The organism is Halomonas sp. MS1 (genome assembly GCF_024182575.1).
Taxonomy (GTDB): domain Bacteria; phylum Pseudomonadota; class Gammaproteobacteria; order Pseudomonadales; family Halomonadaceae; genus Vreelandella.
This window is the reverse complement of the sequence record NZ_CP098926.1, coordinates 4,174,199-4,195,980: the sequence shown is the minus strand read 5'-3', so window position 1 is coordinate 4,195,980 and position 21,782 is coordinate 4,174,199. Positions and strand designations below refer to the sequence as shown.

General features: G+C 51.8%; 19 protein-coding genes. 15 read left to right on the top strand and 4 right to left on the bottom strand.

Features of this window, described 5'->3' with window-relative positions; genetic code table 11:
- Positions 1-43 precede the first annotated feature (43 nt).
- The 9 genes from murD to lpxC all read left to right on the top strand — a co-directional run bounded on the left by murD (position 44) and on the right by lpxC (position 10,739).
- A complete protein-coding gene (gene murD / locus NF683_RS19445; RefSeq protein ID WP_089037725.1) occupies positions 44-1,438 on the top strand; it encodes a UDP-N-acetylmuramoyl-L-alanine--D-glutamate ligase in 1,395 nt (464 codons plus the stop codon).
- Entirely contained in the window at positions 1,435-2,616 is a 1,182-nt protein-coding gene (gene ftsW / locus NF683_RS19440; protein ID WP_089037726.1) for a putative lipid II flippase FtsW, read from the top strand. The genes murD and ftsW overlap by 4 nt, the downstream gene beginning before the upstream one ends.
- An 18-nt stretch (positions 2,617-2,634) precedes the next feature.
- Positions 2,635-3,732 carry an undecaprenyldiphospho-muramoylpentapeptide beta-N-acetylglucosaminyltransferase gene (murG, locus tag NF683_RS19435; protein ID WP_253920762.1) on the top strand — a complete coding sequence of 366 codons (1,098 nt, stop codon included), beginning with the start codon at positions 2,635-2,637 and terminating at the stop codon, positions 3,730-3,732.
- Between the two features lie 53 nt (positions 3,733-3,785).
- Entirely contained in the window at positions 3,786-5,198 is a 1,413-nt protein-coding gene (murC, locus tag NF683_RS19430; RefSeq protein ID WP_193061386.1) for a UDP-N-acetylmuramate--L-alanine ligase, read from the top strand.
- Entirely contained in the window at positions 5,195-6,136 is a 942-nt protein-coding gene (locus tag NF683_RS19425; protein ID WP_193061309.1) for a D-alanine--D-alanine ligase, read from the top strand. The genes murC and NF683_RS19425 overlap by 4 nt, the downstream gene beginning before the upstream one ends.
- Positions 6,133-6,846 carry a cell division protein FtsQ/DivIB gene (locus NF683_RS19420; protein ID WP_089037729.1) on the top strand — a complete coding sequence of 238 codons (714 nt, stop codon included), beginning with the start codon at positions 6,133-6,135 and terminating at the stop codon, positions 6,844-6,846. The genes NF683_RS19425 and NF683_RS19420 overlap by 4 nt, the downstream gene beginning before the upstream one ends.
- 318 nt (positions 6,847-7,164) lie before the next feature.
- Positions 7,165-8,454 carry a cell division protein FtsA gene (ftsA, locus tag NF683_RS19415; protein WP_089037730.1) on the top strand — a complete coding sequence of 430 codons (1,290 nt, stop codon included), beginning with the start codon at positions 7,165-7,167 and terminating at the stop codon, positions 8,452-8,454.
- Positions 8,455-8,488: 34 nt separating this feature from the next.
- Positions 8,489-9,667, top strand: coding sequence for a cell division protein FtsZ (gene ftsZ, locus NF683_RS19410; RefSeq protein WP_089037731.1), 1,179 nt, complete (start codon positions 8,489-8,491; stop codon positions 9,665-9,667).
- Between the two features lie 160 nt (positions 9,668-9,827).
- Positions 9,828-10,739 carry a UDP-3-O-acyl-N-acetylglucosamine deacetylase gene (gene lpxC / locus NF683_RS19405; RefSeq protein WP_089037732.1) on the top strand — a complete coding sequence of 304 codons (912 nt, stop codon included), beginning with the start codon at positions 9,828-9,830 and terminating at the stop codon, positions 10,737-10,739.
- A gap of 96 nt (positions 10,740-10,835) precedes the next feature.
- Here the strand turns inward: lpxC and NF683_RS19400 are convergent, their stop codons facing one another.
- The gene (locus NF683_RS19400) at positions 10,836-11,312 is read right to left on the bottom strand and encodes a DUF721 domain-containing protein (protein WP_253920761.1); all 477 of its coding nucleotides are present in this window, start codon (positions 11,310-11,312) and stop codon (positions 10,836-10,838) included.
- A gap of 111 nt (positions 11,313-11,423) precedes the next feature.
- Here NF683_RS19400 and NF683_RS19395 point away from each other — a divergent pair, with 111 nt between their 5' ends.
- The 4 genes from NF683_RS19395 to NF683_RS19380 all read left to right on the top strand — a co-directional run bounded on the left by NF683_RS19395 (position 11,424) and on the right by NF683_RS19380 (position 16,920).
- Positions 11,424-11,792 carry a hypothetical protein gene (locus NF683_RS19395; RefSeq protein ID WP_193061311.1) on the top strand — a complete coding sequence of 123 codons (369 nt, stop codon included), beginning with the start codon at positions 11,424-11,426 and terminating at the stop codon, positions 11,790-11,792.
- A 69-nt stretch (positions 11,793-11,861) separates the two neighbouring features.
- Entirely contained in the window at positions 11,862-14,594 is a 2,733-nt protein-coding gene (gene secA, locus NF683_RS19390) for a preprotein translocase subunit SecA (protein WP_193061312.1), read from the top strand.
- Positions 14,595-14,630: 36 nt separating this feature from the next.
- Positions 14,631-15,860 (top strand): bifunctional glutamate N-acetyltransferase/amino-acid acetyltransferase ArgJ, encoded by a 1,230-nt coding sequence (gene argJ, locus NF683_RS19385; RefSeq protein ID WP_253920760.1) that lies wholly within the window; start codon positions 14,631-14,633, stop codon positions 15,858-15,860.
- A 112-nt stretch (positions 15,861-15,972) separates the two neighbouring features.
- Positions 15,973-16,920: a Nudix family hydrolase gene (locus tag NF683_RS19380; RefSeq protein ID WP_038485369.1), complete on the top strand. Its 948-nt coding sequence runs from the start codon at positions 15,973-15,975 to the stop codon at positions 16,918-16,920.
- A 71-nt stretch (positions 16,921-16,991) separates the two neighbouring features.
- Here NF683_RS19380 and NF683_RS19375 read toward each other — a convergent pair whose 3' ends face one another.
- Positions 16,992-17,894 carry a carbon-nitrogen hydrolase gene (locus tag NF683_RS19375; RefSeq protein WP_038485366.1) on the bottom strand — a complete coding sequence of 301 codons (903 nt, stop codon included), beginning with the start codon at positions 17,892-17,894 and terminating at the stop codon, positions 16,992-16,994.
- 9 nt (positions 17,895-17,903) lie between these two features.
- Complete coding sequence (locus tag NF683_RS19370) at positions 17,904-18,974, bottom strand: agmatine deiminase family protein (protein ID WP_253920759.1); 1,071 nt, start codon at positions 18,972-18,974, stop codon at positions 17,904-17,906.
- 199 nt (positions 18,975-19,173) lie between these two features.
- On the opposite strand from NF683_RS19370, the gene NF683_RS19365 reads away from it, so the two are divergent.
- Both NF683_RS19365 and NF683_RS19360 read left to right on the top strand, forming a co-directional pair.
- Positions 19,174-20,415, top strand: coding sequence for a lipoprotein-releasing ABC transporter permease subunit (locus NF683_RS19365; protein ID WP_089037739.1), 1,242 nt, complete (start codon positions 19,174-19,176; stop codon positions 20,413-20,415).
- 10 nt (positions 20,416-20,425) lie between these two features.
- Entirely contained in the window at positions 20,426-21,136 is a 711-nt protein-coding gene (locus tag NF683_RS19360; protein ID WP_253920758.1) for an ABC transporter ATP-binding protein, read from the top strand.
- A gap of 12 nt (positions 21,137-21,148) precedes the next feature.
- On the opposite strand, the gene NF683_RS19355 is transcribed toward NF683_RS19360, so the two are convergent.
- A complete protein-coding gene (locus tag NF683_RS19355; RefSeq protein WP_089037741.1) occupies positions 21,149-21,700 on the bottom strand; it encodes a DUF2062 domain-containing protein in 552 nt (183 codons plus the stop codon).
- Between the last annotated feature and the right edge of the window lie 82 nt (positions 21,701-21,782).

Below are 21,782 nucleotides of genomic sequence, written 5' to 3'. Positions count from 1 at the left end.
GGCAGTGTTGCCACTATTAGCGTGATGCACAAAGGAGCCGGTCATCGTGCGAGTCGCAAATGGAATCACCGTTGTTATTGGCCTGGGAATTTCTGGGCAAGCTATTTGTCGGCATTTGGCGCGTCAAGGCGTGCCATTTATGGTGGCAGATACGCGAGCTGAACCTCCGGGGCTACACGCTTTTCAGAACGAAAACCCCAATGTTGAGGTTTATTGTGGTCCGTTAACGGCGCTTGATTTTACCGATGCCTACGAAGTGGTGGTCAGCCCTGGTGTCGATCCTCATTCGCCAGGGCTTGATGGCTTGCTAGAGCGTTATAATCCAGCAACGGGGGAGCCCGTACTGGTAGGTGAGATTGCTTTGTTTGTTCGCGCGGTGAATGCGCCGATCGCCGCTATTACTGGCTCTAATGCCAAGTCAACTGTTACGACATTACTCGGCGAGATGGCTAGAGTGGCTGGTGTTAAAGCTGCGGTGGGGGGAAATTTGGGTACGGCTGCATTGGATTTATTAGCTGAATACCCAGATGCCGAGCTTTACATCCTTGAACTCTCAAGCTTTCAGCTGGAAACAACGCCTCATTTGGGTGCTAAAGCGGCTGCTTTTTTAAACCTCTGTGAAGATCATTTAGATCGTCACGGAGATATGATGGGTTACCGCCGCGCTAAGCAGCGTATTTTTCGCGGTGCACAATCAGTCATTGTCAACGCGGATGACGCGCTCACTTGGCCAGAGTCGTCTGTGGATCATATAGAGCGTTTCACGGCCTTCGCACCCGCAGGTAATGACTGGGGGGTAGTTGAAAAAGGCGGCGAGTTAACGCTGTTCCAAGGTGATACTGCTTGGCTTAGCACAGCAGCTCTCAGCATGGCAGGGCGGCATAACTATGCCAATGCACTTGCAGCATTGGCAATGGGCAAGGCGTTGGGCTTTGCAAAAGCACCGATGTGCCAAGCATTAACTGCTTTTAAGGGGCTGCCCCATCGTAGTGAAGTCATCGCTCGTATCAATGACGTTATGTGGGTGAATGATTCAAAAGGTACTAACGTTGGCGCTACGCTGGCCGCCATTCAAGGCATCAGCGCATCGCTGACAGGGAAAGTAATATTATTGGCCGGTGGTGTCGGCAAAGGTGCTGACTTTACCCCTCTGGCGATGCCTCTGGCAGAGAGCGCTAAAACTGCGGTGCTATTTGGTGCTGACGCACGCCGTCTTGAGGCCGCTATCTCATCTGCTGTTCCAGTGCATCTAGTCAACGATTTAACTCAAGCGATGGAAGTGGCCTGGGAAATAGCTGAACCCGGCGACTGTGTATTGCTGTCACCCGCCTGCGCAAGCCTAGATCAGTTTGTCAATTACCAGGCGAGAGGCGATGCCTTTCGGGATTGGGTTGAGCAAAAGCATAAACAGCATAATCACTCAGGAGAGAGGTTATGAGTCGAGTGCAGCGTATCCGCGATACTTTGACAACGCGGCATTTACCCTCCGATGTGTGGTTGATCGTCGCCGCCGTAGCGTTAGCTGGGTTAGGCTGGGTGATGGTAAGTTCGGCATCGGTAGGTCTGCTTGAAAATACCTATCACTACTCTCGGCAGCATGGCATTTTTCTATTTCTGGCTATATTGGCTTGTTTTTTTATGCTGTGTGTTCCTTTGGAAGCATGGCGGCAAAACGCAGCGCTGATTTTGCTAGTGAGCATCATCATGCTAGTGCTGGTGCTCGTGGTTGGTCAGGAAGTTAACGGCAGTAAACGCTGGATTTCACTACCTGGTCCCTTGCCTAGCCTGCAAGTTTCCGAGCTTGGAAAAATCGGTTTGATTTTTTACATGGCGGCTTTCATGTCCCGCTTTACCTATGACCTACGCCAACGGGCATTCAGTATGTGGCGACCTTTAGCGGTGCTTGCCGTTCCGGCGGGGCTGCTTTTTCTTGCTCCCGATTTTGGCGGCATGGTGGTATATACCGTGTGCGTTATTGGTATGTTAATGATGAGCGGCGCTTCACTTACCTTACTATTTGGTAGTGGTGGCGTATTGGCTGTTGGCGCCGTCATGATGGTCGTTATGGAGCCTTACCGATTAGCGCGGTGGACGAGCTTTTTGGACCCATGGGCTGATCAGTTTGCCACTGGCTATCAGCTTACTCAGGCGCTGATTGCTTTCGGTCGTGGGCATGTGACCGGTACTGGTTTAGGTAATAGTGTTCAAAAACTTCACTACCTGCCTGAAGCTCACACCGACTTTATTTTTGCTGTCATCGCAGAAGAGCTCGGCATGATGGGGGCCATTCTCGTTGTGCTGCTATTTACCTTGCTCATTACCAGGGCAATGTTGATTGGTCGTCGTGCAGAATTGGCAGGCCATTTATTTGGTGCCTATGTCAGCTATGGCATAGGTTTCGTTATCGCAGCTCAGGCATTTATTAATATGGCGGTAAGCTCGGGGCTGTTGCCAACGAAAGGGCTAACATTGCCGTTGATTAGCTATGGCGGTTCAAGTTTATTGGTAACCGGTATGATGATTGGCTTGTTGTTGCGCGTAGATGCGGAGACGCGTCACCGTCCGCGTCGTGTATCGACACCCTATAAATCACGCCATGAACCTCGGTTACCGTAACTACTCAAGGAGTTGTTTGTGACGACGAACGCACGTCGACGCATTTTAATTATGGCCGGAGGTACCGGAGGTCATGTTATTCCGGCGCTTTCGCTAGCACGTTCGCTCAAAGCCCACAATGTCGACGTTGAGTGGCTGGGAAGCCCAAGAGGGATCGAAAATCGCCTAGTACCAGAAGCAGGTATTACGCTTCATACCATCGACATAAGCGGTCTGCGTGGCAACGGAGTAACTGGCTGGCTGAAGGCACCGCTGAACCTTTCCCAAGCCGTACTGCAAGCTCGAAAGGTAATTCGCCGCTTCAATCCTGATGTGGTGGTTGGGTTAGGCGGGTTTGCCAGTGGCCCAGGTGGGCTGGCAGCGTGGCTTTCCAGGGTGCCATTGGTGATACATGAACAAAATGCTATTGCTGGGCTGACCAATAAAGTGCTCTCAAAATTGGCGACTCGCACTTACGCGGCGTTTGCCGAGGCTTTTGGTGACAAGGCAGAAGTGATTGGCAATCCGGTGCGAGAAGATATTGCTGCACTGGGTGAGCATCCAAGGAGTGCGTCTGAACTGGCCGTTCGCCCGCTGCGGTTATTAGTTGTTGGTGGTTCGCTAGGAGCGGTCGCACTGAATGAGCGTTTACCGCCCGGGCTGGCGGGCTTGCCGCCAGAGCGACGCCCTGATGTTCGCCATCAAGCGGGCAAAGACCGAGATGTGGCGACGGCAAGCGCCTATGTCGAGCATGGCATTGTGGCAGATGTTACTCCCTTTATTGACGATATGGCGGCTGCGTATAAGTGGGCAGATTTAGTCGTTTGTCGTGCCGGAGCGCTAACAGTGGCAGAGCTTGCCGCAGCTGCAAAGCCCGCCTTGCTAGTGCCGTTTCCATTTGCTGTTGATGATCATCAGCGGGTCAATGCTGACGTTTTAGTAAAGGCCGGGGCAGCACTTTGTGTCACACAGTCTGAGCTGACCCCCGAGCGATTAACACACTATTTAGATGAGCTATTAGTCCCTAGCGTTTTGTCAGACATGGCTTCTAAAGCCCGCCAGGCGGCCTACTTAGAGGCGACTGAGCGTCTTACAAAGGGATGTTTAGCGCTGATTAAACAAGGAGAGACTGCGTGACCGACTCTATTAATAATGCGTTGCACTCGGGTGTCCGTCCAAGCGGCCCTGGTATGCGCCGTATTAAGCGTTTGCACTTTGTTGGCATCGGTGGCGCAGGTATGTGTGGAATCGCTGAAGTGCTCGCAAATCAGGGTTACAGCGTCAGCGGTAGCGATATGAAGGCATCGACTGTTGTTGAGCGCCTTCGACAGTGTGGCGTTAACGTTGCTATCGGTCATGCTGAAGAGAATGTGGTAGGCGCTGACGTCGTGGTTGTCTCCAGCGCCATTGATGCAACAAATCCTGAAATCCGTTGGGCTCATGAGCATCGTGTGCCCGTGGTTAGGCGTGCTGAAATGCTGGCCGAACTAATGCGCTTTCGCCATGGCATTGCTGTCGCAGGAACCCATGGAAAGACGACCACAACCAGTTTGACGGCAACGTTGCTGGCGGAAGGCGGATTGGATCCCACCTTTGTGATTGGTGGAAAACTTACCAGTGCTGGCGCTAACGCTCGGTTGGGTGAGGGTGATTATCTAGTCGCTGAGGCAGATGAATCGGATGCGTCGTTTCTTCATCTGCAGCCAATGGTCTCTATTGTGACGAACATAGATGCAGACCATATGGCGACCTATGGTGGGGATTTTGAGCGCTTAAAAAGCACATTCATCGAGTTTCTGCATAATTTGCCGTTTTACGGGCTGGCAGTGCTGTGTATTGATGACGCTAACATTCGGTCGATGCGTGACCAGGTAAAACGTCAGTTTGTCACCTACGGTTTCGATGAAGATGCTGACTACCGCATTGTGGACTTTACTCAGCAAGGCGGTGAAGTCTCGTTCACCGCAGTGCGTCCTGGGGAAGCTGCTCCATTGGCTATTCGGCTAGCAATGCCCGGTCGCCACAATGCGTTAAACGCGATGGCGGCGATTGTTGTAGCAACGGATGCTGGGGTAAGTGACGATGCCATTCTTCGTGGGCTGGCAAGTTTTGCCGGTGTAGGGCGCCGCTTTCAAGTGCATGGCCACTTCAGCGCCCCCAATGCTGATGGCGATATCATGTTAGTAGACGATTACGGACACCACCCCCGTGAAGTTGACATGGTTATCCAGGCAGTTCGTGCAGGTTGGCCCGAACGTCGATTGGTCATGTTGTACCAGCCGCATCGCTACAGTCGCACCCGCGATCTTTATGAAGATTTCGTTCGTGTGCTTTCTCAAGTGGATACGCTCGTTCTATTGGATGTTTATAGCGCTGGGGAAGCTGTGATTCCAGGCGCGGAGGGTCGCACCCTTGCTGGGTCTATTCGTCAGCGAGGAGAAGTCGATCCATTGTTCGTTGAGCATAAGCAGGAGCTACCTGCGCTGTTAAGCAAGCTGCTGCGTCCTGGGGATATTTTTATTACTCAAGGCGCTGGTGATGTGGGTGGTATTTCGCTTCGTTTCGCGCATGCCAAATTATCGCTAGATAAGGTAGAGCTATGAGTACAGCAATGTCATTGAATGACCCCTTGGCACGCGTTGTTGTTGTTTATGGTGGTACTTCAGCAGAGCGCGAAGTGTCGCTTAAAAGCGGTGCGGCTGTGCTTGACGCGTTAAAGCGTCAAGGTGTCGATGCCATTGGCTATGATCCAAAAGAAGAGGGTTTGGTAGGGTTAGAACGCCTTGCCCCAACGGCTATTTTTGTGGCTCTTCATGGTCGTGGTGGCGAAGATGGTACGCTGCAGGGAGCGCTAGAGCTTTTAGGGCTGCCTTACACTGGCAGTGGGGTGCTGGCGTCAGCGTTAGCAATGGATAAGCAGCGTACGAAGCAAGTCTGGCAAGCCGTAGGGTTACCCACCCCTCAAAGCATCATGCTCAGCGAGACATCTGATTGGTCTATGGTGGTGTCGCAATTAGGTTTACCAATGATGGTAAAGCCTGTTCACGAAGGTTCCACGCTGGGGATTAGTATCGTTAAAAGCCAGGAGGCACTAGAAGCGGCCTATCACGAGGCGGCGAACTATGACGCCCGTGTCATGGCTGAGCGGTTCATTGTAGGTGAAGAGTATACCGTTGCTCTGCTTGATAATGACGTGTTGCCGGCAATTCGTGTCGAAGTCCCAGGCGGTTTTTATGATTACGAAGCGAAATACATTGCTAACACTACTCAGTATCACCTGCCCAGTGGCTTAGCATCTAGTGACGAGCAGGCCTTGGCAGAACTATGCAAGAAAGCGTTTGATGCTGTAGGTGGCGAAGGCTGGGGGCGTGTAGATGTGATGCGCGATGCGATAGGCAAGTTTTGGCTGATTGAAGTTAATACTGTGCCAGGAATGACGGATCATAGTTTAGTGCCTCAAGCGGCGGCGCATGCGGGCATAGAGTTTGATCAGTTGGTGTTGCGTATACTGAATACTGCGGTTCAACGCAGCTGCTCATGAAGAAGCGTAATGCGTGGTTAGGCCTCATATTGCTGGCACTGTTACTAGGTGCTGGTGGGCGTGCCTTATGGCTATGGTTAGATAAGCCTATTGAGCGTGTGTCTATTCGTGGCGAGTGGGAATATGTGAGTGCTGATTACCTCCGTACTCAGCTAGCGCCACTCGTTCAAGAGGCAACTTGGCTCTCGGCAGATTTAGGTGAGCTACGTAGGCGTGCATTGAAAATTGGCTGGCTGGATGAAGTTAGAATTTCCAGAGAGTGGCCAAATGCACTTGTATTTGAGCTGGTAGAGCAAACGCCAGTGGCCCGCTGGAACGATGATTTTCTACTTAACCCCAAAGGTGAGTCGTTTGCGTTTGCGCCACTAGGTGTGCCTCAAGGGCTCCCTGATTTGGCTGGGCCGACGGGAAGTGGCGAAGAAGTGCTTACTTATTATCGCCGCTTAACGCCTCATTTCCAGGGATTATCGTTGTCACTTTCTCAATTACGCCTAGAGCCCCGTGGTGCATGGCGGCTCCAGTTAAGTAATGGTGCCTGGGTAATGTTAGGAAGACGTCAGCATGAAATCCGATTAGCTCGTTTGTCGGCATCGTGGCAGCGTGAGCTTGCTCAGGTTGGTGAGCATATTCGCTATATCGATTTGCGCTACCCCAATGGGGTTGCAGTTGCCTGGCACGGAGAAAGTGACTTTGCAGAAGAGGATGAGTAATAAGCGACTTACAATGTGCAAAAAGTAGGTAAATGTAAGTGGTTGCCAACAGCGAAAAGCCATGAATAGGGTTTAAATCGCACACAAAGGCGATTATCGTAGGCGTGCGCTAGTCGTATTGTCAGTATTGTTTCTATACTATGTTATAGCTGATGCTTTTTTATGGGCTTTTTTATTTAATCATGATCAGCATTTGGCTTGATATTACGGTAGCCGTCAATGTTATTCAGCGTGATTTTGTATCGCCGTTTTAACAATGTTGGCGCAGTTACGACTAACAAGTTTCTTTTAAAATTTTTCTAGGAGATTATCCGACTCATGGCAGGCTCACCCAACGCATCCAATATGGTTGTCGGGCTGGACATTGGAACGTCCAAAGTCGTCGCGATAGTCGGTCAACCCACCGATGACGGCGGGATTGAGATAGCGGGTATCGGCTCTCATCCATCACGCGGCATGAAGCGCGGTGTGGTCATTAATATCGAATCAACAGTGCAATCTATTCAGCGTGCTGTTGAAGAAGCGGAATTAATGGCTGGTTGTGATATTCATTCTGTCTATGTCGGCGTTGCTGGTAGCCATATCAGTTCAATGAACTCAGATGGTGTGGTTGCTATTAAAGAAAGGGAAGTCACACCATCCGATATCGAGCGCGTTATTGACTCAGCCCGCGCACGTGCGGTCTCGGAAGGGCAGCGTGTATTACATGTATTGCCCCAAGAGTTCTCAATCGATGCTCAAGGTGGTATCCGTGAACCTTTAGGAATGTCAGGCGTTCGTTTAGAGGCGCAGGTTCACCTTGTGACAGCGGCATTGAACGCCGTTCAAAATATTGAGAAATGTGTTAGGCGATGTGGTCTGGACGTTGACGCAATCATTCTTGAACAGCTAGCTTCTAGTATGGCGGTGCTTACCGAAGACGAGCGAGAATTAGGCGTTTGCATGGTGGATATTGGTGGGGGAACCACTGATATGGCCATTTTCAGTGAAGGTGCCATTCGCCATACTGCCGTTATACCGATAGCGGGCGACCAAGTCACTAATGACATAGCAATGGCATTGCGCACACCAACGCAGCATGCCGAAGAGATTAAAGTTAAATACGCTTGCGCACTGACACAGCTGGCGGCAAGCGATGAAATGATTAAAGTTCCCAGCGTAGGAGATCGTCCGGCTCGTGATTTATCGCGACAGGCACTTGCTGAAGTGGTTGAGCCGCGTTACGAGGAACTATTTACGTTGGTGAGAGACGAATTACGCCGTAGTGGCTATGAAGATATGGTGGCTGCTGGTGTTGTGCTCACTGGTGGCACCTCGCGTATGGAAGGGGTTAGCGAATTGGCAGAAGAGATTTTTCATATGCCTGTTCGTATTGCATGTCCGCAAAATGTCAAAGGGTTGGCTGATGTGGTACGCAATCCAATTTATGCAACAGGTGTGGGTTTACTGCATTATGCATTGCAAGAAGCGCGACATGGGCAAGGCCTAGAAAGCCACGGGGAAGTCGTTGCTGCGCATAAAGGACGCAACGAAGTCGTCAGGCGTGATATCAAGGAAGGTCAATCGGCGCTGGTAAGAATTAAAGGCTGGTTCAAAGGAAATTTCTGACAGGGCCGCAAGCGCGGTTCAGGAGACGGGGCTTATGTTCGAATTGGTAGATAACGCACCCTCGAGCAGTGCGGTCATCAAAGTGGTCGGTGTTGGCGGTGGCGGTGGCAACGCGGTCAACCACATGGTCGAAAGTAATATCGAAGGCGTTGAGTTTATCTGCGCTAACACCGACGCTCAAGCGCTTAAGCGAGTGTCTGCAAAAACAGTCTTGCAGCTTGGTGGTGAAATCACCAAGGGGCTTGGGGCCGGTGCCAATCCTGAAGTCGGCCGCCAAGCCGCCATGGAAGACCGTGACCGCATCGCTGAGTTATTAACCGGTGCAGATATGGTATTCATCACGGCTGGCATGGGTGGTGGTACAGGTACCGGCGGTGCGCCTGTTGTTGCTCAGGTTGCCAAAGAGTTAGGTATTTTGACGGTTGCCGTGGTAACTCGCCCCTTCCCGTTTGAAGGGCCGAAGCGCATGCGCGCCGCTGAAGAAGGTATGAAAGAGCTTTCTGAGCACGTTGATTCGTTGATCACTATTCCCAACGAAAAACTGCTTTCTGTGCTAGGTAAGAACGCCACGCTGCTAACCGCCTTCAGCGCTGCTAACGATGTGTTGTTGGGGGCCGTTCAAGGTATCGCAGAGCTGATTACCAGCCCAGGCATTATTAACGTCGATTTTGCTGATGTTCGCACCGTTATGTCCGAAATGGGCATGGCGATGATGGGTACCGGTGGAGCAACTGGCGAGAATCGTGCTCGCGAAGCGGCTGAAAAAGCCATTCGTAGCCCGCTACTTGAAGACATTGATCTGCACGGTGCTCGCGGTATTTTGGTTAATATTACTGCTGGCCCTGACTTGTCGATCGGTGAGTTCAATGACGTAGGTGCTACAGTTCAAGAGTTTGCTTCTCAGGAAGCAACTATTGTGGTGGGTACCTCTATCGACATGGAAATGTCCGATGAGCTACGTGTGACCGTGGTGGCTGCTGGGCTGGATGGTAACAAAGGCAAAGTTGCCTCACGTGAGCCAGTGCGTCGGTCTGCTGCTGAAGCGTCCTCAGATTACCGCAAGTTGCAACAGCCAACTGTCATGCGTCAGCAGGCAACGGCGCGTAAAGAAGCGCCTGAGCCCGCTGCAAAACCTCGGGCCGAGAAGCGTCGCGCCCCTGATGCAGATGACTATTTGGACATTCCCGCATTTTTACGCCGTCAGGCAGATTAACTGACGCTATCGGGGTCATTGAAACAGCAAACGAGAGTTTTATTGGTTAAAACGCTCGTTTGCTGTTAAAGTGAACACTGTTTCTTAACTTTCTTTCCCCTAGCGGTACTTGTCGGCACTTTTGCCGGTGACCGCCGTCATTAGAGTTCGACCACTGCCCATGATCAGACAACGCACATTACAAAACGTCATTCGCGCCACCGGAGTGGGTCTGCACTCTGGCAAAAAAGTCCACTTGGCTTTGCGCCCGGCGCCAGCTAATACCGGAATTGTATTTATCCGGACCGACCTGGAGCCTGTGGTTCACGTGCCGGCTCGTGCCGAATTGGTGGAAGACACCACATTATGCACCGCGCTTTCTTACCGCGGTGTGAAAGTCGCGACGGTCGAACATTTGATGTCGGCATTTGCTGGATTGGGCATTGATAATGCCTATGTCGATGTAAGTGCGCCTGAAGTGCCTATCATGGACGGCAGCGCCAGTCCATTTGTGTTCTTAATTCAGTCAGCGGGCATTTTAGAGCAAGATGCACCTAAGCAATTTATCCGCATTAAGCGCCGTGTTGCCGTCAGTGATGGCGACAAAGAAGCCGTCTTTTTGCCTCATCAAGGGTTTAAAGTCTCCTTTTCAATCGACTTTAATCACCCTGTATTTGAGCAACAAAAACAAACCGCGTTAATCGATTTTTCAACAACGTCGTTTGTGAAAGAGGTTTCTCGTGCACGTACCTTCGGGTTTATGCGCGATCTGGAATTTTTGCGATCCAATAATCTTGCGCTTGGCGGTAGCTTAGACAATGCCATTGTTGTCGATGATTACCGCATCGTTAACGAAGGTGGCTTGCGCTATGACGATGAGTTCGTCAAGCATAAAGTGCTGGATGCTATTGGTGATCTGTACCAACTTGGCCACAGTTTGATTGGTGAGTTCCAGGGGGTTAAATCAGGCCATGCGCTCAACAATCGGTTGTGCCGAGAGTTGTTAGCGCAGCCCGACGCCTATGAAATCGTCACCTTTGAAGAAGACAAAGCGGTTGCACCTATCTCTTACTCGGCACCTGCAATGGCATAGATTGCACGCTTGTTGGGCGGGTGAGTGGCATGTGGCAATAGTAAAAAGCACCGCTAAAGCGGTGCTTTTTTGCGTATTGGCGCTGGCAGTGCATGGCTATGAATGTTCGTCATCTGAATGATTGGGTGCATGCGCCGCAAGACGCTCCAGGGCGTTTCTAAGCGAGGGGTTGTCAGTGTCTTTAGCGCATTCAGTTAGCGTTTTTCCTGCGTTTTCTGAGAGGATGCGCGTGTAGCGCTTGGGGCTTTCAATCGGCCGAACGGGCCGCACTTTCAAAGTAAAGCCAGTAACGCTTTCAAACCCTGGCAACTGATGCAGTAGGGTTAGCAATCGCGGCTGTTCATAGCGTAACCACGTTAGCCAGCTTGCTTGGCCACTTATTAGCGTCAATCGTCCGTCCCGAAAGCCCCCGACGAAAATATGCTCACGCATTGCTTCAGGAAGGTGGGCGCGTAAATGGCGCTGAGCCTGATCAATTAAGCGGGACTGTCGCATAAGCTGTCCAGCGCTGCCCGACTTAGTCAGCAGTTGGGTAATGGGCTGTGCGCGGGATCGCTTAACCTTTATACTCATTAACTTGATTCCTGGAACGTTGCTGGCTGCGCCACACTCGCGGATGCGACCAGCGTTCTGTATTGTCTTTTAATTGATAGAGCCTAACACGCTCGGGAGCCAGTCCACAGCATGTCATCAACGCCAGATGTTTTGTCTGCTTCGCCGCGGCGGCAACGCCGAAACGGCCTAGCGCGTTGGTGGCTGGCAGGCCTCTTAGTGAGCTGTTTGTTACCTGCTAGTTTACATCCTTCAGATGCATTTCGTAGTGGTGAACGCGGCGTCATCATCTGTTTTTGGGTGCCCGCGATGCTGCGTGCCCAATCTGAATGGATCGCCAAGAAGCGCTGTGCGCTGCGCCGCTGGGTACGAAAAAAAGCGCGCATCCATCCTGTCGTCTTGCACGGTTCCCGCTATTTTCTTCATATCCCACGTCGATTGGTTGCCGCGATTGATGTGCTGACCCCTCGTGGTCCGCCAGCTCAGCTGTCTGTTTACTAAATTTACCCTTATTTGCCTTATATAAAAGGGCGTGCCTGAATGGGGCGCTCGTGAAGATTTGGAACTTTCATGATTAATAATTTGTTACGTAAAGTTGTTGGCTCTAAAAATGATCGCGACGTTAAACGCATGCAAAAAAGTGTGCTCAGTATTAACGTTTTAGAGCAGGCGCTTGAAGGGGTGAGTGACGCTGAGTTGCAGGAAAAAACAGGGCTGCTCCGTCAAAAATTAGCAGAAGGCGCGTCTGTTGATAGTTTGTTGCCTGAAGCATTTGCCGTCGTGCGAGAGGCCAGTAAGCGGGTAATGAAAATGCGCCACTTTGACGTCCAGATGGTCGGTGGCATGACGTTGCATCGTGGCCGTATTGCGGAAATGAAAACCGGTGAGGGTAAAACCCTGGTGGCGACGCTTGCCGTCTATTTAAATGCGCTGCCAAGCAAGGGTGTGCATGTTGTCACCGTGAACGACTACCTTGCTCGTCGTGATGCTGAGTGGATGCGGCCCTTGTATGAGTTCCTTGGGCTATCGGTAGGCGTTATCTATGCTGGTCAAACGGGTGAAGAGAAGCGCCATGCCTATCAGTGTGACATCACTTACGGTACTAACAATGAGTTTGGTTTCGACTATCTGCGCGACAACATGGCGTTCTCGCTTGAGGATAAAGTGCAGCGTGGCCTGCATTACGCCATTGTCGATGAAGTCGACTCTATTTTAATTGATGAGGCCCGTACGCCGTTAATTATCTCGGGCGCAGTGGATGAAAACACTGATTTGTATGGCATTGTGAATCGTCTGGCTCAACAGTTAGAGCAAGGTGAAGCCTCTGAAGACAGCGATGCGCCGGTTACGGGAGATTTCCTGCTTGATGAAAAACAAAAGCAGGTAGAGCTTACCGAGCAGGGACATAACAAAGTTGAAGAGCTAATGCGTGCCGAAGGGCTGTTGGGCGAGGGCGAATCGCTTTATGCCGCACAAAACCTAAACTTGCTTCAGCATATGCATTCCGCGCTGCGCGCACGGCATCTTTATCATTTAGACGTTGATTACATCGTGTCTGAAGGCCAGGTCGTCATCGTTGATGAGCATACTGGGCGTAGTATGCCGGGACGCCGTTGGTCAGAAGGGCTGCACCAAGCGGTTGAAGCGAAAGAAGGGGTGACGGTTCAGCGAGAGAGCCAGACACTGGCATCGACTACTTTCCAGAACTATTTCCGTTTGTATGAAAAGCTCGCAGGTATGACCGGTACCGCTGATACCGAAGCGTTCGAATTTCGGCAAATTTATGGCCTGGATGTGGTCGTCATTCCAACGAATCGACCGCTTGCTCGTAAAGATCTGAATGATTTGGTTTATTTGAGTGCGGAAGAGAAATACGAAGCGATTATTAAAGATGTGAGGGCCGAAACCGAGGCAGGGCGCCCCGTGCTCGTCGGTACGGCATCGATTGAAACCTCTGAGTACCTAGCTCGCCTTATGCGCGAAGCTGGCCTGGCGTTTAATGTGCTGAATGCTAAACAGCACCAAAGCGAAGCAGAAATCATCGCTCAAGCAGGTCGTCCTGGCGCCATTACTATTGCAACGAATATGGCGGGTCGTGGTACCGATATCGTTCTGGGGGGGAACTGGGAAGCAGAAGCAGCTAAGCTGCAGAATCCCACTCAAGAACAGATTGATGCTCTAAAGGCAGAGTGGCAGAAGCGTCATGATGGTGTTTTAGAAGCGGGTGGCTTGCATGTAATTGGTTCTGAGCGCCATGAGTCCCGTCGTATTGATAACCAGTTGCGTGGCCGTGCGGGACGTCAAGGTGACCCAGGCTCTACACGCTTCTTCCTCTCGTTAGAAGACAGTTTGATGCGCTTGTTTGGTTCTGACCGAGTGAAGCGCTTGATGCTGGCTCTTGGGCTAGAGCGCGGTGAGGCGATTGAGCACAAGATGGTGTCTAACGCTGTCGAGCGCGCCCAGAAAAAAGTAGAGGGGCGCAACTTTGATATCCGCAAGCAGTTGCTCGAATACGATGATGTCGCTAACGACCAGCGTCGAGTTATCTACGAACAGCGTAATGAAATTCTTTCCGCTGACGAGGTTTCCGACGCCGTTATCGGTATTCGTGAAGAAGTCATGGAAGATGCCATCAGTGATTATGTGCCACCTCAGAGCTTGGCTGAGCAGTGGGATTTGCCTGGGTTAGAGGCGCATCTTAAAACTGAATTCAATCTTGATGCTCCTGTTACGCAGTGGGCGGCAGAGGATGAGCGTTTCAGTGAAGAGAAGCTGCGTGAGCGTTTACAAACGATGCACCGCGATGCGTATCAAGCCAAAATTGAGGCTGCTGGTGCCACGTTGATTCGTCGTTTTGAAAAACAAGTCATGCTCCAGGTATTGGATACCCGTTGGAAAGAGCATCTTCAGTCGATGGATCACTTGCGTCGCGGTATTCATTTGCGTGGTTACGCCCAGAAGAACCCTAAGCAAGAGTACAAGCGAGAGTCCTTCGAGTTGTTCCAGCATCTGCTAACGAACATCAAAGCTGACGTTACGCGTATTTTAAGCCACGTTCAGGTTCGTCAGCCTGAAGAGGTTGATGCGTTAGAGCAAAAACGCCGCGAAGAGTCAGTGCGTGAACGTGCGACAGCAGCAAGCCGCCACGATGACCCTAGCGCCCAGCAGGACGATGTTTCACAGGACGCGCCAGGGGCTGATGGTCGTCCGCTGCGTCGTGAAGGACCGAAAGTAGGGCGCAATGATCCGTGCTCATGTGGGTCCGGTAAAAAATATAAGCAGTGCTGCGGAAAACTAAGCTAATCACGCGTGGCGAAATTCAGCGCAAAGGAGAAAAACATGGCGGTGGGAAATCTTGCTTTTCCGGAATTGCCACCCCTTAATGGGGTGCGCCTGGGTAGTGCAATGGCAGGTATTAAAAAGCCGGATCGCCGTGATGTTGTGGTGATTGAGCTACCTGAAACTGCCACGGTAGCTGGGGTTTTTACTCGTAATGCGTTTTGTGCTGCCCCAGTAGTCGTTGCGAAAGCGCATCTTGAAGCGTGTACAAGCGCAGGGCGTGTGCCTCGCTACTGGCTGGTAAATACTGGCAATGCCAATGCTGGTACTGGCGCATCAGGCTTGCAGGATGCTTATGCCAGCTGTGAAGCGCTTGCTAAGCAAATGGGCGTTGATAAAAGCCAGGTCTTGCCCTTTTCAACCGGCGTGATTGGCGAACCTCTGCCCATGACGCGCCTGCTTGCCGGTATGCCCCATGCGCTAAATTCCTTAACGGATACTAGCCTTGCATGGCAGCAAGCGGGTGAGGGAATTCTAACCACGGATACCCGTGCCAAGGGCGCAACGGCAACCGTTTCAATTGGCGATCAGCAGGTCACGATCAACGGTATTACCAAAGGTTCAGGCATGATTAAGCCTAATATGGCGACCATGTTGGGCTTTGTAGTAACAGATGCGGCAATTGCGCAGCCGTTGTTAGCAAGTTTGTTACGTGAAACGGTGGATCACTCCTTTAACTGCATCACTGTCGATAGCGATACATCAACCAACGATGCGTGCATGTTGGCAGCGACAGGTACCGGCGCTCGCATCGAAAACGAAGAGCAGGTGGCCATTTTCCGCAATGCGCTGCAATGCGTCATGACCGAGCTTGCTCAAGCGATTATTCGTGATGGCGAAGGGGCAACTAAGTTTGTGACGCTCCAGGTGGATGAAGCGACCACTCGGCAGGAAGCCTTGGATGTCGCTTTTACCGTTGCTCATTCGCCGCTGGTGAAGACTGCGCTCTACGCTTCTGATGCTAACTGGGGGCGTATTCTAGCCGCTGTTGGGCGCGCGCCGGTTGAGGCATTCGATGTTAACCAAGTCGTGATTGATTTGGGTGACGTTCGCTTGGTTGAACAGGGTGGCCGTGCCGACAGTTATACAGAGGCTGCGGGCAGTGCCGTCATGGCGCAGGAAGAGATCATCATTCGCATTAATTTGGGCCGTGGTGAAGAGAGTGCCACTGTGTGGACCTCGGACCTATCTCATGACTATGTGACTATCAACGCGGATTACCGTAGCTGAAGTGCACTGAAAAGTAGCCAAAAACAGTTGCAGTGACGTGCTAATGCAGCGAGATAGCGTCGTCTTTGGTTAGGGCGGCGCGCAAAAAGTGGGTAAAGACGTAATGAGTGTAATGGTAAAACGACGAGTTCATGTCGCGGCGGCTGCAATGATCAGCGCCGATCAGAAGCGGGTGCTGATTGCGCGTCGGCCCTCTAATGTCGATCAAGGGGGCCTATGGGAGTTTCCTGGGGGTAAGCTGGCGCCTTATGAAACAGGCTTGGAAGGTCTCAAGCGTGAGCTTCACGAAGAGCTTGGCGTCGAAATTGTACGGGCCCGGCCTCTTATCCGTGTTCATCATGAGTATCCTGATAAGCACATCCTGCTAGATGTTTGGCAAGTCCAAGAGTTTGCAGGTGAGCCGTTTGGCCGTGAGGGGCAGGCTGTGCGCTGGGTGCCTATGGAAGAGTTGGTGAACTATCCTTTCCCTGCCGCTAACTTGCCTATTTTGCGTGCGGTGATGTTGCCCACCGATTATCTGATTACCGGCGAAGAAGCTGACGAAGAGCGTTTCGATAGCTTGTTAGAAAGAGCGCTTAGTGAAGACGGTGTCAGACTCGTACAGCTACGGGCAAAAAATCTTGATGAAGCGGCATACATTGCTCGTGCTGAGCGCGCGCTGCGCCTTTGCCGTCAGTATGATGCAAAGCTGTTGCTGAATGGCGAGCCTGCATTGCTTGACGCTGTTGATGCTGACGGTATTCATTTAACCAGCGCACGGTTAATGGACCTTGAGCGTCGCCCGATCGCTGAAAATAAGTGGCTCTCAGCGTCGACTCACGATCAAAAGCAACTTTCTCAGGCTGCGGTTTTGGGTTGTGATTTTGTCACGCTGTCGCCGTTGCGCACTACGCCTTCTCATCCTGAAGTGGCGCCACTGGGGTGGCATGACTTCCAGCAGCTAGTGGAACGTGCTGGTATGCCGGTATTTGCACTGGGTGGTATGACACGTTTTGATGCTAACCATGCACGCGCTGTTGGCGCTCAGGGAATTGCGTCTATTCGTGATTTTTGGAAATAAAGCCAATCGCCACACGTTGGCTTTTTGAATGCTGCGCCTGCTCTCGATGAGAGCAGGCGTCTATGTTTTTATCAATCGCGATAGCGGCGTGTTAAGTCACCGTAAGCATCAATACGGCGGTCGCGCAAATAAGGCCAAATACGCCGAGTGTTCTCGCTACGCGCCATATCGATGTTGACGACTAATTGCTGCGTCTCTTCACCTGCATGCGCTAGCATTTCTCCCTGTGGGCCGCATACAAAGCTTCCTCCCCAAAACGCAATGCCGTTACCAACGCCAGAGTGGTCGGGTTCAAAGCCGACTCGGTTAGCGACCAGCACGGGCAGCCCGTTAGCGACGCCATGGGAGCGCTGTATAATTGTCCAAGCATCTTTCTGACGGGCTTTTTCAGCGTCATCATCACTTGGATCCCAGCCGATGGCCGTGGGATAGAGAAGCAGCTCCGCACCGCTTAGTGCCATTAAGCGTGCCGCTTCCGGGTACCATTGATCCCAACAAACCAGGATGCCTAGCCGCCCAACAGATGTGTCAATAGGCGTGAAGCCTTGGCCACGTCCGTCGTCAGAATCACCAGGGGTAAAGTAAAACTTTTCGTAAAAGGCCGGATCATCCGGGATATGCATTTTACGGTACTGTCCTACACGTCCTTTTGCGCGGTCATAAACGACGGCTGTATTGTGGTAAAGCCCTGCCGCCCGCTTTTCAAACAGCGACCCCACCAGCACAATATTCAGCTCCTTGGCTAGTTCGGCCAGGTGCTGACCAGTAGGGCCATCTAATGGTTCAGCCAAATCAAACAGTGCAGGGTCTTCGTACTGGCAAAAGTAGTGCGTGGCATGCAGCTCCTGAAGCAACACTAATTGTGCGCCTTGGCTAGCAACTGAGCGTATGCCTGCTTCGCTGGCAGCAAGACTACGTGCTTTATCTGGCCACGCGGGCTGTTGAACAACACCGACGGTTAAGCTGTTAGACATGATGGCTCCTTAGGATTGACTAAGCGCAGGGGCAAGGGTGCCTTTCGGTAGCTGCATGGTTAAGCAGTGAAGGCTGCCATGCTGGCGAATGACGCTATTACACTCGATAGGAATCAGGGTGTGTTCTGGAAAGGCAATACTTAACGCTTGCAGCGCGACCAGGTCGGCGGGATCGCCGTAAGTGGGCACCAGTACGGCATTATTGATAATTAAAAAATTCGCATAGGTAGCCGGGAGGCGATGACCATCTTCAGGATCAAAGCAGGCCTGTGGCCACGGCAAGGCGATTAACTGGTAGGGCTCACCGTTGCGCTGGCGAAACGCCATGAGCTCTTGTTCCATTGCGTTTAGCGCTGGATAGTGAGGATCAGTCGGGTCGTCGCAACGCACATACGCAATGGTAGAGGGATTGCAAAAACGCGCGAGCGTATCAACATGACTGTCAGTATCGTCACCTTCAAGATGCCCATTTGCTAACCATAGGACTCTATCGACGCCAAAATCTTCCGCTAACTGGGCTTCAACATCCGTACGCGAAAGTGACGGATTGCGGTTGGGGTTCAGTAAGCAGGCTTCAGTGGTTAGCAGCGTGCCCTCTCCGTCGGTTTCAATCGCGCCGCCTTCTAGCACCATGCTGCGTGGAGCGATGGGGCAGGTCCACACCCCTGCATCGTTCAGCCACTGAGTGAGGCGATTGTCATGCTCGGCAGGAAATTTACCGCCCCAGCCAGTAAACGTGTAATCCAGCATGAGTGGCTGCTGCGTTTCGTCCACCACGGTGATCGGCCCATGGTCTCGGGCCCAAGTATCATCCGTGGGAGCGACAATGAGCATCAGTTGTTGTTGGGCAATGCCATAGGCCTCAAACGTCGCAGCCAAGCGACGCTGGGTGGTGTCATCAGGAACGCTGATTAACACGCGCTGATACCGTGTCGTGGCAATCACGATACGCTCAAGTGTTGCTTCGATGCGCGATAACAGCGGTGCCCAGTCGCCGTCTGGGCGGGGCCAAGTCAGTTGCAAGCCGTCTTGGGGGGACCACTCGGGCAATAAACGGTAAGTCTTGTTAGCCAACGTCACGAATGCTCTTAATAGTCGAAAAAATCCTTGCCCTAAAGACAAGCAGAATGGGCGCAATTTAGGGGCTCGCTTAGCAACATGCAAGCGTTACCGTGCTTGAGGGAACGCTAGGCAGACTTGTTACTCTAACGCAGCGTTCGTACATGCACCCATGCTAAAAAAACCGTACCATGGACGCTTATTACTAAGGAATGATGCCATGCTTGATCGTTTGCCTTTTCTGGTGGGGCTGCGCTACGTGCGCGCTAAACGCCGGAACCACTTTATTTCATTTATTTCGCTAACTTCCATGTTGGGGTTAATGCTTGGCGTGGCAGTGCTCATTCTTGTGCTGTCGGTGATGAATGGTTTTGATCACGAACTCCGTACTCGAATTTTGGGCATGGTGCCTCACACTAAAATTGAATCACAAGCAGGGTTAGTTGAGTGGCAGGCGTTAGCAGAGCAGCTTGTTGAGCGGGAGCGAGTCATTGGTGCAGCGCCTTATGTTGAACAGCAAGGTATGTTTTCAGCGGGTGGCAGAAACCAAGGTGCTATGGTGAATGGCATTCACCCAGACTGGGAAGATCAAGTGTCGATTATTGGTGAGCATATGCGCCAAGGTCAGCTTTCTGATCTGGTGCCTGGTGAGTGGCACGTAGTGCTGGGGTCTATGCTGGCACGCCGCTTGGGCGTTGGGGTAGGTGATCGAGTCACGCTACTTGTTCCAGAGGCATCGATTACGCCCGCAGGGGTTTTCCCAAGACTCAAGCGATTTACTGTTAGCGGTATCTTTAGTGTAGGCGCTGATTTAGACGCTAATCTGGCCTATGCCAATATTGAAGATATGCAAACGTTAGCGCGTCTGGGCGACGCGGTGGGTGGCTTACGGCTGGAGCTAGATGACCTGTTCGTGGCTGGCAGTGAAACGCAAGCGATCGTTAACGAACTTGGCGCAGGGTACCGCGGTACGGATTGGACTGCTTCCCATGGCAGTCTATTTCAAGCGATACAGATGGAAAAGCGCATGATTGCATTGCTGCTGACGGTCATTATTGCCGTTGCCGCGTTTAATATAGTGTCTACGCTAGTGATGGTAGTGACCGATAAGCGAGCGGATATTGCCATTTTACGCACCATAGGCGCCACCCCACGTTCGATCATGGGGATTTTTATCGTGCAAGGGCTCACCATCGGTCTGATAGGTATTGCGATTGGCGTTACTGTGGGTGTTCTCCTGGCACTGACTGTCTCTGATTTGATCAGTTGGTTTGAAACAACTTTCGGTATTCAGTTCTTGGATGCCGGGGTTTACTTTATAAGTGACTTGCCCTCACAACTGCAGTGGGGTGATGTACGCGATATTGTCATCGCTGCCTTTGGTCTGACCTTCCTCTCGACGCTTTATCCCGCTTGGCGGGCCGCTCGGGTTCAGCCTGCCGATGTACTGCGTTATGAATAAGGAAGCAACGATGACCTCAAGTACCCAGCACTCAACCACAGTTATGTTGGAATGTAACAGCCTGACACGGGTATATAGTGAAGGCCCTCAAGATCTTACCGTATTAGATCAGCTTGAGCTTAAGGTACATGCTGGAGAGCGTGTTGCCATTGTAGGGAGTTCAGGCTCGGGTAAAACAACGCTGTTAAACCTGCTAGGAGGGCTTGATCGGCCTAGTGCTGGTAGCGTAGTGATTGCTGGCGAGACGTTGGCCGGTCTTAACGAAGCGGCACTAGGTCGTTTTCGGAACCGCTATATCGGCTTTGTCTACCAGTTTCATCACCTGCTAGCTGAATTCACTGCGCTAGAGAACGCCGCGCTGCCGTTAATTATTCGCGGCCAGTCTAAAAAGGCAGCGGAGCAGCGGGCTATGCAGTTGCTCGAACGGGTGGGCATGAAGGCGCGAGCAGATCATAAACCGGGCGAACTTTCAGGGGGGGAACGTCAGCGGGTGGCCATTGCCCGTGCATTAGTGACAGATCCCCGTCTTGTGCTAATGGATGAGCCTACCGGGAACCTTGATCAAACCACGGCAGGTACCATTTTAGCGCTGATGGATGAATTGGCTAAAGAGAGTGCCTGCGCGTTTGTTATTGTGACTCATGATGTCAGTTTGGCTGCCCATCAGGATCGGGTGTTAAGGCTGGATAGTGGGCAGTTAATTGAGCAGAACAGCGACTAATGCCCCAGGGGGTTAGTCGTCGAACTCTGATTCAATACAAGCCCGGCGCTGCCGTCTCTTCAGGCGGCGGCGCTTCCAGTGATGGGAAACATGCCAGCGCCAAATTAGCCGTATGACGATATTGGCAATCATGGCTAATAGTAAGGCAGAAATTAACGATCCAAGCATTAGCGGTGGCAGGATGTCGTGCATTTGTTCTGCAATCCAGCGCGTGGATATACGCGATGGCGCCTCTCTAACTGGTGCTTCTAACAGAAACGTGCCAATTCGATAATTAAAATAAAAAATGACCGGCATGGTAAGTGGATTGGTAATCCACACCAATCCTACTGAAAGTGCCAGGTTACAACGGCTAAATCTAGCTCCCAGTGCCGCAACTACCATTTGAAACGGTATAGGCAGCATGGCGCAAAAAAGCCCCACGCTGAATGCGTTTGCAACGCTTCGACGTGTTAAAAGCCATAACCCGGGGTCCGCAATTAACGGCGCAATAAAGCGTAGTGAGCGCTGTCGCCTTAATGTGTCGGGTTTGGGCATGTAGCGCTGCAGGAAACGGCGCGGCATGTCAGGTACTCTTTCAATTGGTACATCCTATTATCCATATAGCAGCGTGCTTCGGCTATGGCGTGGGTATGAATGACCCAGT